Annotated in this window: 14 protein-coding genes; 10 read left to right on the top strand and 4 right to left on the bottom strand. The window is 63.1% G+C overall.

Annotation, left to right across the window (positions count from 1 at the left end):
• Positions 1-44: 44 nt before the first annotated feature.
• Positions 45-2,405 (bottom strand): penicillin-binding protein, encoded by a 2,361-nt coding sequence (locus ACWF6P_RS30765; RefSeq protein ID WP_452623564.1) that lies wholly within the window; start codon positions 2,403-2,405, stop codon positions 45-47.
• Positions 2,406-2,696: 291 nt separating this feature from the next.
• Between ACWF6P_RS30765 and ACWF6P_RS30760 the strand changes: the two genes are divergently transcribed.
• Complete coding sequence (locus tag ACWF6P_RS30760) at positions 2,697-3,020, top strand: WhiB family transcriptional regulator (protein ID WP_007732375.1); 324 nt, start codon at positions 2,697-2,699, stop codon at positions 3,018-3,020.
• 18 nt (positions 3,021-3,038) lie between these two features.
• Here the strand turns inward: ACWF6P_RS30760 and ACWF6P_RS30755 are convergent, their stop codons facing one another.
• Together ACWF6P_RS30755 and ACWF6P_RS30750 are read right to left on the bottom strand one after the other, a co-directional pair.
• Positions 3,039-4,217, bottom strand: coding sequence for an ArsA family ATPase (locus ACWF6P_RS30755; protein WP_452623562.1), 1,179 nt, complete (start codon positions 4,215-4,217; stop codon positions 3,039-3,041).
• On the bottom strand, positions 4,217-5,230 hold the full coding sequence (locus ACWF6P_RS30750) for an ArsA family ATPase (protein WP_317553458.1): 1,014 nt from the start codon (positions 5,228-5,230) through the stop codon (positions 4,217-4,219). Before ACWF6P_RS30750 ends, ACWF6P_RS30755 begins: the two co-directional genes overlap by 1 nt.
• Before the next feature lie 53 nt (positions 5,231-5,283).
• Here ACWF6P_RS30750 and ACWF6P_RS30745 point away from each other — a divergent pair, with 53 nt between their 5' ends.
• From ACWF6P_RS30745 to ACWF6P_RS30705, 9 genes are all read left to right on the top strand, one after another.
• Entirely contained in the window at positions 5,284-5,448 is a 165-nt protein-coding gene (locus ACWF6P_RS30745; RefSeq protein ID WP_003943454.1) for a hypothetical protein, read from the top strand.
• A 5-nt stretch (positions 5,449-5,453) separates the two neighbouring features.
• Positions 5,454-5,924 carry a RidA family protein gene (locus ACWF6P_RS30740; protein ID WP_003943508.1) on the top strand — a complete coding sequence of 157 codons (471 nt, stop codon included), beginning with the start codon at positions 5,454-5,456 and terminating at the stop codon, positions 5,922-5,924.
• On the top strand, positions 5,924-6,709 hold the full coding sequence (locus ACWF6P_RS30735) for an MBL fold metallo-hydrolase (protein WP_452623561.1): 786 nt from the start codon (positions 5,924-5,926) through the stop codon (positions 6,707-6,709). The genes ACWF6P_RS30740 and ACWF6P_RS30735 overlap by 1 nt, the downstream gene beginning before the upstream one ends.
• A gap of 98 nt (positions 6,710-6,807) precedes the next feature.
• Positions 6,808-8,283 carry a 2-hydroxymuconic semialdehyde dehydrogenase gene (locus ACWF6P_RS30730; RefSeq protein WP_452623560.1) on the top strand — a complete coding sequence of 492 codons (1,476 nt, stop codon included), beginning with the start codon at positions 6,808-6,810 and terminating at the stop codon, positions 8,281-8,283.
• A 42-nt stretch (positions 8,284-8,325) separates the two neighbouring features.
• Positions 8,326-9,099 (top strand): 2-keto-4-pentenoate hydratase, encoded by a 774-nt coding sequence (locus tag ACWF6P_RS30725; RefSeq protein WP_378445731.1) that lies wholly within the window; start codon positions 8,326-8,328, stop codon positions 9,097-9,099.
• A complete protein-coding gene (locus tag ACWF6P_RS30720; RefSeq protein WP_138871577.1) occupies positions 9,096-9,548 on the top strand; it encodes a RidA family protein in 453 nt (150 codons plus the stop codon). The genes ACWF6P_RS30725 and ACWF6P_RS30720 overlap by 4 nt, the downstream gene beginning before the upstream one ends.
• Positions 9,545-10,066 carry a 3-hydroxyanthranilate 3,4-dioxygenase gene (locus ACWF6P_RS30715; RefSeq protein ID WP_378634210.1) on the top strand — a complete coding sequence of 174 codons (522 nt, stop codon included), beginning with the start codon at positions 9,545-9,547 and terminating at the stop codon, positions 10,064-10,066. Before ACWF6P_RS30720 ends, ACWF6P_RS30715 begins: the two co-directional genes overlap by 4 nt.
• 3 nt (positions 10,067-10,069) lie before the next feature.
• Positions 10,070-11,065 carry an amidohydrolase family protein gene (locus tag ACWF6P_RS30710; protein WP_452623559.1) on the top strand — a complete coding sequence of 332 codons (996 nt, stop codon included), beginning with the start codon at positions 10,070-10,072 and terminating at the stop codon, positions 11,063-11,065.
• A 184-nt stretch (positions 11,066-11,249) separates the two neighbouring features.
• On the top strand, positions 11,250-12,608 hold the full coding sequence (locus ACWF6P_RS30705) for an MFS transporter (protein ID WP_452623558.1): 1,359 nt from the start codon (positions 11,250-11,252) through the stop codon (positions 12,606-12,608).
• Positions 12,609-12,666: 58 nt separating this feature from the next.
• Here ACWF6P_RS30705 and ACWF6P_RS30700 read toward each other — a convergent pair whose 3' ends face one another.
• Positions 12,667-13,593: a LysR substrate-binding domain-containing protein gene (locus ACWF6P_RS30700; RefSeq protein ID WP_230816521.1), complete on the bottom strand. Its 927-nt coding sequence runs from the start codon at positions 13,591-13,593 to the stop codon at positions 12,667-12,669.
• Positions 13,594-13,624: the final 31 nt, after the last annotated feature.

Here is a 13,624-nt window from a genome sequence, read left to right as displayed (position 1 = left end):
CTCCGAATCACTCGGAGATCGCGGCCGTTCTTGTTTCAGGGCCGTCAGTTCGGCGGGGTCCCCGCAGGCGGTGCGGGTTCACCTCCGGGCGGAGTCGCATCCGGGGGAGTTGCGCCCGGTGCCGGGGCCGCGGGGGATGCGGGTGCGGCCGGAGCCCTCACGGAACCGTCGCTGATGTAGATCGTGACGGTCGAACCCGGGATCGCGGACCCGGACGGCGAAACTCCGGTGACCGTTCCCGCGCGCGCTCCGGATGCCGTCGTCACGGAATTGACGGTGAAGCCGGACGCCTGAAGCCGGGACGTCGCTGCCGACTGGCTCAGGCCGACAACCTCGGGAACCTGGCCGTTCTGTGATCCCCGTGCGTACTTTTCGTCGATCGGGGGCAGCGAGGTGGGCCCGAAGTTGTTGGCGACCGGGTTCATTGCCGCGAACCAGGATCTCGCCGGTTCGGTACCGCCGTACAAGTTGCCGCTGTAGCAGGGGCGCAGCGGGCTCGAGCAAATCTCGCCGGGCGTCGGGGAGTCGCCGAAGATGTAGACCGCAGCAGCGAGGTTGTTGGTGAAGCCGAGGAACGCCGAGGACTTGTGAGTCTCGGTGGTACCCGTCTTGCCCGACATCGGCAGGCTCCATCCGGCGCTGCTCGCGGCACCGGCAGACGTACCGGCGCCGACGTCGTCACGGCTCATCGCGTTGGCGAGGGTGTCTGCCAAGCCGGGCTCGACAACCTGCTCACAGCCCTGCTCGGTGACAGCCACCGGCTTGCCGTAGCGGTCGAAGACCGAATCGATGGGACTCGGCGGGCACCACTTGCCGTGCGAGGCGAGAGTGGCTGCGACGTTGGAGAGTTCGAGCGGGTTGATCCAGGTGGGGCCGAGGGTGAACGAACCGAGGTTCTGTTCCTTCTGGAAGTCGGCCATGCTGCGCTCGTCGAAGCCCGAGGTGTTGGGATCGGCGTACGAGCGCATGCCGAGACGGACAGCCATGTCGACCGTCGGCGTGACACCGGTTGCCTCGATGAGCTTGACGAAAGCGGTGTTGGGGGACTGAGCCAGCGCGTCGGTCACGGACAGCGTCGGCGGGTAGTTGCCGGCGTTCTCCACGCAGTACGTCGAGACCGGGCAACCTGCGGCGCCGCCGCTACCCATGCCCTTGGCTTCGAAGCGCTTGGGTACGTCGAGGGTCGCGTTGATGCCGAGACCCTTTTCCATCGCCGCAGCCGTCGTGAAGATCTTGAAGACGGAGCCCGCACCGTCGCCGGCCAGGGAGTACGGCTGCGCCTGGACGGTTTCGTCGGCGTCCGCGTTGAGTCCGTACGTGCGACTGCTGGCCATCGCGATGACCTTGTGTGAATCCTGACCGGGCCTGATCACGTTCATGACGTTGGCGATGCCGTCGAGGTTGGCGCTCGCGTTCGCATTCAGGCCGGCCTTGGTGGATGCCTGAACCTGCGGGTCGAGAGTGGTCTTGATGAGGTAACCACCGTCGTTGATCTGGTCGCGTGTGATCCCGGCGTCCGAGAGGTACTTCAGTGCGTAGTCGCAGAAGAAACCACGATCGCCTGCGGCGATGCAGCCGCGCGGCAAGTTATTGGGAGTTTCCAGGACGCCGAGGGGCTCTTCCTTCGCAGCCCGGAACTCGTCGGCGCGATCCGGAATGTTCGTGATCATTGTGTCGAGCACGGTGTTACGACGCTCGGTCACGCCCTCGACGTTCGTGTACGGGTTCAGCGCGGAGCTGGACTGCACCATGCCGGCCAGCATCGCGGACTGCGGAACGGTCAGATCTGCGGCGTCGACGCCGAAGTAGGTCTGAGCCGCGTCCTGAATGCCGAAGGATCCGTTGCCGAACGGGACGAGGTTCAGGTATCGGGTGAGGATCTCGTCTTTCGTGAGTTCCTTGTCCAGTGTCAGTGCCATCCGGATCTCGCGGATCTTTCGGGCCGGGGTGGTCTCGATGGCAGCGCGACGCTCGGCATCCGTCTTGGCGACGACCAACAGCTGGTAGTTCTTCACGTACTGCTGATCGAGTGTCGACGCGCCCTGCTGCACTTCACCGGTTGTCGTGTTGGTGAGGAAGGCGCGCAGCGTTCCCTGCCAGTCGACGCCCTTGTGGTCGGGGAACCGTCGGTCCTCGATGGAGACGATCGCCAACTTCATGTTGTTGGAGATCTTCTCGCTCGGGACTTCGAAGCGTCGTTGGTCGTAGAGCCAGGCAATGGGGTTGCCGGCGGAATCGACCATGGTGGACACCGCGGGGACCGTGCCTTCGACCAGTTCGGCCGAGACGTTGTCGACGGTATCGGCAGCGCGGTTGGACGCGAATCCGAATCCGCCCGCCACTGGGAACATCACCCCTGCGACCAGGACACCCGCCAATGCGGAGCTTCCGGCGAGCTTCGCCACTGTTTTTGCAATCGACACGATCTACAGAGTACGTGTGCCCACCCATTGGAACCGGTTTCAGTGTTTTGCGGGTGTTCAAAACCTTCTGAACACGCGCTTTGTACTGCCGTACCAAAAAATGCCCCCGACCGTCTTGCGTTAGGGCCGTTCTTTACCTAAATTGTGATCAGTGTGATCGACGTAACACTCGATCACGAATGTGTCTCAGCTTTCACGTGCTACCGCGGGACTGCTGAGATGGTGCGCTGCTCGCCCCATGGCGACGGTCAGACTTTGTAGAGGGGACCCAGAATGTACACAGCCACCCCGAGTAGCCGTTTGGACATCGAGCAGGCCGAGGCACGAATTGCCTGGGTAACTCAGGCACGATGCCGCGAGGTCGACCCCGACCAACTTTTTGTTCGTGGCGCCGCGCAGCGCAAGGCGGCCACCATCTGCCGTCACTGCCCGGTACTCATGCAGTGCGGAGCCGACGCTCTCGACAATCGTGTCGAGTTCGGTGTGTGGGGCGGAATGACGGAACGTCAGCGCCGCGCACTGCTCAAGCAGCACCCCGACGTCGATTCCTGGTCCGAGTTCTTCGAAGACCAGCGCCAGCATCACTCAGCAGTCTGACCCCGGCCGATCGGGGGATCAGCCCTTGCGAGTGAGCTGATCTCCCACCGCACGCAGCGCCTCGAGGTCCGAGACCTCGAACGGTAGCGACGGAACACCGATCAGCGGCACCCTCGGGTGAGCTGCGGTGAATCGGCTCAGCAAGGCGATTTCTCGCTTCGCGATCACTGCCCGATGGGCATGGATACGGAGAACAGCTGCGGTGAGGGCCTCGGCCTCGGTCGCACTTTCCTTTGCTTCCAGTTTGTCGGCGGCAGTCACCGCATGATCGGCAGGCAATGCCGTCAATGTCGGGTGTGTGCGGTTGAGAACCAACCCGGCCAACGGCATCGAGTCGCCGGCAAGACGATCGACAAAGAATGCCGCTTCACGGAGAGCGTCGGGTTCGGCCGCTGCGATCACCAGGAAGTGAGTCCCCGGCTGACGTAGCAATTCGTAGGTCTTCGTCGCGCGTTCGCGGAAACCGCCGAACATCGAGTCGAGTGACTGCACGAATGCCGATGCATCCGAGAGCATTTGGCTTCCCACGATGGTCGAGACGCCCTTCAGAGCCAATCCCATCGCGCCGGCCACGAGCCGGGTCAGGCCTCGGCCGGGTGCGGAGAGCAACCGGATCATCCGTCCGTCGAGGAAGTTGCCGAGCCTCTGCGGAGCGTCGAGGAAGTCGAGTGCATTGCGTGACGGCGGGGTATCGACGATCACCAGATCCCACGCGTCGTTCGACGCCAACTGCCCCAACTTCTCCATCGCCATGTACTCCTGCGTTCCGGAGAACGATGTGGCAACGGTTTGGTAGAAGGGATTCGCCAGGATCTGCTCGGCCTTCTCAGGGCTGGAATGCTCGATGACCATTTCGTCGAAGGTTCGACGCATGTTCAGCATCATCGCGTGCAGTTCACCCGTGGCCTCGGGCCCCAGCTTCACCGGCTGCGGAGTGTTGTCGAGTTCGGCAACACCCAAGGCCTGCGCGAGGCGCCGGGCCGGATCGATGGTGAGGACGACTACGCGTCGGCCCTCTTCGGCCGCACGCAATGCCAGCGACGCAGCCGTCGTGGTCTTGCCGACGCCACCTGCGCCGCAACACACCACGATCCGTGCCGTCGGGTCCTTGATGATCGCCGAAATATCGAGGGCAGGCGCTGCGCGTCGGCCGGTCCTGGAACTGCCGACCGTCACGTTCTCAGTGGTCTCGGTCATCACACGCCCTGTTCCGTGAGGTATTCGGCCAGCTCGTACAGCCCACCGAGATCGACGCCGTCGGCGAGTGCGGGAAGTTGTACCCGCGCGCCGTCGATCTCGCGGAGCTTCTCCGCACTGGATTCTTGAGCTTCGAGCACCGAAGCATGTTCGATCGTCTCGGTGAGCAGGCCCGCGAAGTCGTCGTCGGACAGATCGATGCCGACGTCGGAGAGCGTCGACCGGATCGAAGCGGCGTCGATATTGCCGGCCGCGGCACCAGCGAGTTGATCTTCGGGCAAGAACCTCGGGCTGGCGCGATTGACGATGATGGCACCGAGGTTGAGGTCGTTGCGCGCAAGTTCTGCGGCGGCGTCGGCAGTTTCCTGAACGGGCAGCGCTTCGAGAAGCGCAACCAGATGTACGACGGTTTCCGGCGAGTGCAGCAGGCGAACGACGCCTTCGCTCTGGGAATGCACCGGGCCGCCCTTGGCGAGATCGGCCATCGCCTTGGTGACGTCGAGGAAGCTGCCGATTCGTCCCGTCGGGGGAGCGTCGACGACAACGGCGTCGTACACGCGCTTGCCGGTTCGATCGGTGCGGATGACGCACTCCTTGATCTTGCCGGTGAGCAGAACGTCGCGAAGACCGGGAGCGATGGTCGTGGCGAATTCGATGGCGCCGAACTTTCGCATCGCTCGGCCGGCGAAGCCGAGGTTGTAGAACATCTCGAGGTATTCGAGGAACGCGGTCTCGATGTCGACGGCAAGAGCCATCACTTCACCGCCACCCTCGGCAGCCGCGACCTTGGTCTCCTGCGGTGGAAGCGGCGGTACGTCGAAGAGTTGCGCGATTCCCTGACGGCCCTCGACCTCCACGAGGAGAACGCGCTTGCCTCCTTCGGCCAACGCGAGCGCCAACGCGGCGGCAACCGTGGACTTACCGGTTCCGCCTTTACCCGACACAAAGTGCAGGCGGGCCTTCGTCGCAGACTCGGGCCAGGTCCTGCTCAGCTCATCTTGGGATGCAACCACACCGCGAGCCTATAAGTCTGGGGCCGAAGATGTACGCGGGATAGGCTCAGCGCATGAGCGAAATAACTTCCTGGGAATACACCGTGACTCCGTTGCTGGTCCACAATCCGAAGGCAATTCTCGACAACTGGGGTGTCGACGGCTGGGAACTCGTCGCAGTCCTGCCGAGCGCGTCGGGCGAGCAGCACGTCGCGTACATGAAGCGTCCGAAGGGCTGAATCACATGGCAGAGGCAACACAGACCTGGTCGGAGCGTCTCGCCGAACTGGGCATCGCACTTCCCGCCGTCGCGGCACCCGTCGCTGCGTACGTTCCCGCGGTTCGCAGTGGCAACCATGTGTACACGTCGGGTCAGCTCCCGTTCGTCGACGGAAAGTTGGCGCTGACCGGCAAGCTCGGCGCGGGCGTGTCGGATGAGGACGCCAAGGCCGCGGCACGTACCTGCGCGCTCAACGCCCTCGCTGCCATCGACGCGCTGGTCGGCATCGACAACGTCGTCCGCGTCGTGAAGGTCGTCGGCTTCGTGGCATCCGCCGAAGGATTCACCGGTCAGCCCGGCGTGATCAACGGCGCATCCGAATTCCTCGGCGAGGTGCTCGGCGACGCCGGCATCCACGCTCGTTCGGCTGTCGGAGTGGCAGAACTTCCCCTCGGTTCACCCGTCGAGGTGGAACTGATCGTCGAAGTTCGCTGATGTCGACGGTCCATCCCGCCTACGCGCAGCTTCGCCGCGTCACCGACATCGCCTCGGTCTTGCTCGAGAACAATCCGGGCATGATGACGCTGGACGGTACGAACACCTGGATTCTGCATGCTCCCGGCAGCGTCGAGTGTGTTGTCGTCGATCCAGGCGACAACGACGAGGAACACCTGCAACGGGTCGCTGGTGTGGGTCCGGTAGCGCTGACCTTGATCACGCACCGGCACTACGACCACACCGGCGGGGTGGACCGTTTCCACGAATTGACTTCGGCTCCAGTGCGTTCCGTCGACCCCACATTTCTGCGTGGGGGCGCTTCGGCGCTTGTCGACGGTGAAGTGATCGAGGTAGCGGGCCTGAAGTTGCGGATCCTCGCGACTCCGGGGCACACCGCTGACTCGGTGTCGATCGTCGTCGAGAACGATGCGAGCGTGCTGACGGGCGACACCATTCTCGGCCGCGGCACGGCAGTTCTCGACGATTCCGACGGCGATCTGGGGGATTACCTCACCTCGCTGCGGTCGCTGGCCGCGCTCGGTGAAGGATTGACGGTTCTGCCCGGGCACGGTCCTGACCTCCCCGATCTGCAGGCGATTTCGCAGCAGTACCTGGCTCACCGCGAGGAGCGTCTGGATCAGGTGCGAGATGCTCTGTCGACGTTGGGGGAGTCGGCCTCGGTTCGCGACGTCGTCGAACACGTCTACTCAGACGTGGACCCGAAGCTGTGGCCGGTGGCGGAAAAATCCGTCAACGTGCAGTTGGCGTATCTGCGTCGCTGAGTTGCCTGGCTGAACTGCCGCCACCTATGCCGATCGAGGTATAGCTGGCGGCAGTTTTTGCATTTGTTTGATATGGGTCACGGGCCAATAGTTAGTCCATGACCTCACAATGCGACGGATGGATCCGCAATTACGTGGACGGCTCCTATGTCGAACCCGACGAGTCGTCGAGCTTCGATCAGGTCGACCCAGCAACGGGCCGTGTTCTCGCCCGGGTCCACGAGGCCGACAAGGCCCTGGTCGATCGGGCCGTGACTTCCGCCAGACGCGCTCTGGACAACGGTTGGGCCGATACGCCGGTCCGGGAGCGGACGGCTCTGCTGAGGCGGGCCGCCGACCGGATCGAGGAACGATTCGAAGAGTTCGTCGCCGCAGAAATGGCGGACACCGGTAAGCCGATCACGCAGGCACGAGAACTCGACGTCGCGCGCGCCCTGACGAACTTCCGCACGTTCGCCGACATCGTCGCCGCTGCCGGACAGGAATCGTTTGTCACCGATCTCGCGGGTGGCAAGCAGGCGCTGAACTACGCGATCCGCAAGCCGCTCGGCGTGGTCGCTGTCATCGTTCCGTGGAACCTGCCGCTGCTTCTCCTGACCTGGAAGGTTGCGCCCGCGCTCGCGTGCGGAAACTCCGTGGTGGTCAAACCTTCCGAGGAAACCCCGGCGACTGCGTCGTTGCTGGCCGAGGTGCTCGAAGAGGTCGGCCTGCCTGCCGGCGTCTACAACGTCGTCCATGGATTCGGCGCGAACTCGGCCGGCGAATTCCTCACCACGCACCCCGGTATCGACGGCGTCACCTTCACCGGATCTTCGGCAACCGGTTCCCATGTCATGAAAACCGTTGCCCCGCGGGTCCGTCCGGTCTCGTTCGAGCTCGGCGGCAAGAATGCCGCGATCGTGTTCGACGACGTCGACATCGACGAAGCGCTGACGGGTCTGACCAAGTCGGTGTTCACCAACACCGGCCAGGTCTGCCTGTGCACCGAGCGGGTGTACGTGCACCGCAGCATTTTCGACGACATTGCCGGTGGACTCGTCGAGCGGGCAGCAGGATTGCGTCTGGGCGACCCGACGCTCGCTGCGACGACGACCGGTCCGCTCATCTCGCAGGCGCACCGGAAGAAGGTACTCGACTACTTCGAGATCGCCGACCAGGAAGGCGCGAAAGTGCTGACCGGCGGCGGTATTCCGGATCTCGGACAGGAACTGTCGGGCGGATCCTGGATCGAACCCACCCTGTGGACGGGCTTGACCAACAAGGATCGCGCGGTGCGAGAGGAGATCTTCGGACCCGTCGCAGCACTGATTCCGTTCGACACCGAAGCCGAAGCGATCGCCCTGGCAAACGACACCGAGTACGGCCTGGCTGCCTCCGTGTGGACCAACGACTTGCGCCGCGGACACCGCGTCGCGCAGAAGATGAACGTCGGAATCTCCTGGGTCAACACGTGGTTCACCCGTGAGCTGCGATCTCCCTTCGGCGGCATGGGCCTGTCCGGCATCGGACGTGAGGGCGGCGAGTCCTCACTGCACTTCTACACCGAACCGACAAACGTGTGTGTGCAACTGTGAACATCGAAACCGCAAAAGTTCTCCAGAAATGAGCGAGGCGTGATGACAGCCCCAGAAGACACCGTATCCGCGCTCGCCCGTCGCCTCGACGACGCTGCGCAGAGTCGCACCGACACCCCCAGCCTCGCCGACGATCACACCATCGACATCGACGAGGCCTACCGGATCCAGAACGAACTCCTCGAACGACGCACCAGCCGTGGTGAATCGATCGTGGGCATCAAGCTCGGCTTCACCAGCAAAGCGAAGATGGCGCAGATGGGTGTCTCCGAGGTGATCGTCGGTCAGTTGACCGACGCGATGTGCGTGAGCAACGGCGGCGAAGTCGACCTGACGACGTTCATTCATCCCAAGATCGAACCCGAAGTGGCATACCGCCTGTCGAAGGACGTCGATCTCGACGATCCGAACGTCGACATCGAAACCTGCGTCGACGCACTTGCTCCCGCAATGGAGATCATCGACTCGCGCTACCGCGACTTCCGCTTCACCTACACCGACGTCGTCGCTGACAACACCAGCGCCGCCGGGTACGTGATCGGGCGTTGGCTGCCGCTGCAGAACGTCGAGGACCGTTCCGTGCGTATGGAAGTCGGCGGCGAGACGGTAGTCGGTACCACAGCAGCCATTCTCGGCGACCCGGTGCGAGCTCTGCACGCACTGCTCGACATCGCTCGCCGACGCCGAATTCCGTTGCGCGCTGGGCAGGTAATTCTGGCCGGCGCCGCCACAGCAGCTGTGCGACTCGACGAGGGCGTCGCGCAGTGCAGCATCGACGGCCTCGGAACCGTCACGGTGAAAGGTGTGAAGCGATGAGTGGGGCGCAGGTCATCGAGAAGCTGGCGAAGCCGCGCGGAAAGTTCCCGCACGTCAAGGTGGTTGGCGACTTCGTCTACGTCTCCGGCACCAGTTCGCGTCGGCCCGACAACACGTTTGTCGGCGTCGAGGTCGACGAGATGGGGACCACGGCGCTCGACATTCGGGCGCAGACCCGTGCCGTCATCGAGAACATCGCGGCGATCCTTGCCGAAGTGGGCGGAGAACTGAGTGATCTGGTTCAGGTCACCTCGTACCTGGTGTCGATGAACGACTTCGGTGGATACAACGAGGTGTATGCCGAACTGTTCGACGAAAACGGTCCGACGAGAACGACTGTGGCTGTCCACCAACTGCCCCACCCGCACCTGCTCATCGAAATTTCCGGTGTGGCGTACGTGCCCGCCGCCAAGCGCTCAGCGTCCGAAGATACGGAGAATGCATCATGACCACGATTCCTCCCGTCATCGACTTCAAGAAGTGGATCGACGACAACCGCCACCTCCTGCAGCCGCCCGTCAACAATCAGACGATGGCGCTGGGAGACGACTTCATCGTGCAGGTCGTCGGCGGCCCCAACCAGCGGACCGACTACCACCTCGATCCGTACGAGGAGTGGTTCTACCAGCTCGAAGGCGACATCCACGTCAACGTCATGACCGAGGACGGTCCTCAGCGCGTCGACATTCGTGAGGGTGAAACCTGGTTGCTGCCGGGAGACATTCCGCATTCGCCGCAGCGTCCCACCGCGGGTTCGATCGGCCTGGTCATCGAACGAGTCCGCAAGGAAGGCACGCTCGAGAAGTTCCAGTGGTACTGCCTCGAATGCGATCACAAGATTCACGAGGTCGAACTTCAGGTGCGTGACATCGTGGCCGACCTGCCGCCGGTGTTCGTCAAGTTCTACGAGAGCGAAAAAGCCCGCACGTGTGACAAGTGCGGCACGCTCCATCCCGGCAAGGGCTGAGCGATGAGCAACCTGATCGACATCCACACCCACTACGTGCCCAACGGGTGGCCGGATCTGACCGAAGACGCGGGACCGCAGGCACCGTGGCTGAAGGTCGAGTCGGAAACCGAAGCCATGATCATGATGGGCACCAAGGAGTTCCGCCGCATCCAGTCCGATGCCTGGGACGCCGAGGTGCGGCTTCGGGACATGGATGCCGACGGCGTGCAGACGCAGGTCGTCTCGCCCACTCCGGCGTTCTTCAACTACGGCCGGAGCGGTGAGCAGGCAAGTCGCATTGCACGGATTTTCAACGACCTCGCACTCGAGATCGTGGAGCCGGCGAAGGATCGGTTGATTCCGTTCTGCCAGGTGCCTCTGCAAGACACCGACGCAGCGTGCCGTGAGCTCGAGCGGTGCATCGCGAACGGGCACCGCGGTGTCGAGATCGGCAATCATGTCGGCGATCTGGACCTCGACAGCGAGGGCGTGGTGACGTTCCTGCAGCACTGCGCGTCGCTGGACGTGCCGGTATTCGTGCACCCGTGGGACATGGCCAACTCTCCGCGCCTCGATCGCTGGATGGCGCAGTGGCTCACTGCTATGCCGGCCGAAACGCACCTGTCGATACTCGCGCTGATTCTCGGTGGGGTGTTCGACAAGATCGACGATCGTCTCAAGATCGGATTTGCGCACGGTGGTGGATCTTTCGCGTTCTGGTTGGGCCGGATGGAAAACGCCTGGCACGGCCGCAACGACATCATCGGTACGTCGCAGTTCCCGCCTTCGCACTACCTGGGAAGGTTCTACGTGGATTCCGTCGTCTTCGACGAGCGTGCGCTGCGACTGCTGGTGGACATGGTGGGGGTGGACCGCGTGATGGTGGGTAGTGATTACCCGTATCCCTTGGGGGAGCGTCCGGTCGGTGAGGTGGTTCGCAAGAGTGAGTTCTTGGACGACGCTGCGCGCCAACTGATCTCGCGGGGGAATGCCGAACGTTTCCTGGGTCTCGTCTGAGACCCCGGCTATACCCTTTCCGGTATGGCGGACGGTGAATTCGGCATTTGTGAGTCATGTCTCGAGCGAGCACAATTCCAAACACAACGATCGACGACGCTCGTGATGCCGACAATCCCGAAGACGGGGTCGGTGACTACAGATTTCATCGTCCGCCTGCCCCATCCAATCGATAGGTTCCGCGATGTCAGACAAGATATCCAACAGCACAACGAGTGACGGAAAGCCGTTGCCGGAGAAAGCTGCCCGTAGCCGAGTTGCCATGGCAACTCTGGCCGGCACAACTCTCGAATGGTACGACTTCTTCCTCTACGGCACAGCTGCCGCGCTGATCTTCAACAAACAATTCTTCCCGAGCCTGAGCCCCACTGCCGGCACGCTGGCTGCCTTCAGCACCTTCGCCGTCGGATTCATCGCGCGGCCGGTGGGCGGACTCGTGTTCGGGCACTTCGGCGACCGGATCGGGCGCAAGGCCACACTTGTGGTCTCCCTGGTGATGATGGGCGTCGGTTCGACGCTCATCGGCCTCATCCCGAACTACGACTCCATCGGATTCTGGGCGCCTGTCCTTCTGGTGGCCATGCGCGTCGTTCAGGGCATCGGTCTGGGTGGTGAAGGCGCCGGCGCGACGCTCATGTCGATGGAGCATGCACCGGCCGGGCAGAAGAATCTGTACGCAGGTTTCCCGCAGATGGGCACACCGGCCGGACTTGTTCTGGCCAACGGCATCTTCCTCACGACCAATGCCGTGATGTCGGACTCCGCGTTTGCCTCGTGGGGATGGCGAATCCCGTTCCTGCTCAGCTTCGTTCTGGTGGCGATCGGTCTGGTGATTCGCTTGCGCGTCACCGAGTCACCGTCATTCGCCGGGATCATGGAGAAGGGCGAAATAGTCAGCTTCCCGCTGCGTGAATCGCTCAAGGTCGGCTTCCCGCGTCTGTCGCTGACGCTGGCCGCGTGCTTGGCGAACTCCGCCGTGGCGTACGCCTTCATGGTGTTCACTCTGTCGTACGGAACTCAACATCTGGGCTACGACAAGCAGTTCCTCGTGCTCAGCGTGACTGCGGCGGCTGTCCTCTGGTTCCTCTCCATACCGTTCTGGACCAAGATCGCCGACAAGTACGGGCGTCGACACATGTTCATCGGCGGATCAGCTGCAATCCTGTTGTGGTGCATCGTGTTCTTCCCGCTACTGAACACCGAGAACAAAGTGATCGCTGTCATCGCGTTTCTGGGTATGGGTCTCATCGTTCCGGTCACCCATTGCGTTCAGGGCAGCATCATCGCCGACACGTTCCCGGCCAAGGTCCGCTACTCCGGTTCGTCTCTGATCCTCCAGAGTGGTGCGATCCTCGGCGGCGGACTGGCGCCGATGATCGCCACCGCACTGCTGGACGCCACCGGGTCTTCGGTGGGCGTCACCTGGTACCTCGCCTCGATATGCACGATCAGCCTGGTCGGCGCCATCGCACTGTTCAAGCTTGTCCCCGATTCGTCGCGGGGCTTGGAGCACGAAGAGATTCGCGTCTCCGAAAACGTCTGAGTGCGAGATTGTTCCGAATCGGCCCGTTCCCTGGGAGGGGAGCGGGCCGGTCCGCGTTTCACGGTCGCATGAGCTCGTCTGCAAAGGACTTCAGCGTCGCGATCAACGCCTGCGCGGACGGGCTCGACGTTCGAGTCGCCGACGAGGTGATGCCGACGCTGTGCCCGATCGGATCGAGCGTGATGGACAGCGTGGTCAAACGTGCGTCGTCTCGGGGGATGAGACTCGGTAGTACCGCGATCATGTCGGTCTCGACCAGCAGCTGACGCACGGTGAGGAAAGAGGTTGCCTCGACGCGATTTTCGGGCAACGGCAGGCCGTTGCGGGCGAAGAACTCCTCGAGCTCGCGGCGAAGCACTGTCTCGACACCGGGCAGGATCCAGGGGAAGCCGCGCAGTTCTTCGAGTTGGATGTCCTCGCGGTGGGCGAGTGGATGATCCACGCGGGTGACGAGTTCGACCGACTCCGCGTAGAGGTTTCGCCTGATCGCGGTGTCGTCGGTAGGTGAGGTGAGACGGCCGACGATCAGGTCGATCCGACCGGCTTCCAGATCGGTGAGCAACTGCTCGGGTGTGCCTTCGCGAACGATGACCGTGAGCAGGGGGTGCTGGACCTTCAGTCGCGCGATGGCGCCCGGAAGCAGCACGTTGGATCCGGCGAGATGTGTTCCCACGATGACGGTTCCGCGATTGGCGTCGGCAAGCTCGACGACGTGCCGCCCCGCTTCGGTCAGCTGCGCGATCACGGCCCGAGCATGAGTGGTGAATGCCTCACCGAAAATGGTCGGAGTGATTCCGCGCGGGCCGCGGTCGAAGAGCGAGACACCGAGGATGGACTCGATGTCATGCAGGCTTCGTGTCGCGACGGGTTGCGTGATGTGAAGTGCGGCAGCGGCACCGACCACGCTGCCCTGACGGCTCAATGCGTCGACGAGCAGGAGATGGCGGAGTTTGAGTCGCCCGTCGAGGAGCTTGGGCATGTCCATAGAGCAATCCTAGTCGGGATTTCTCCTGGTG

Source organism: Rhodococcus sp. NPDC055024 (genome assembly GCF_053608585.1).
Note: the sequence above shows the minus strand (reverse complement) of the source record. Positions and strands in the feature narration are given on the sequence as shown.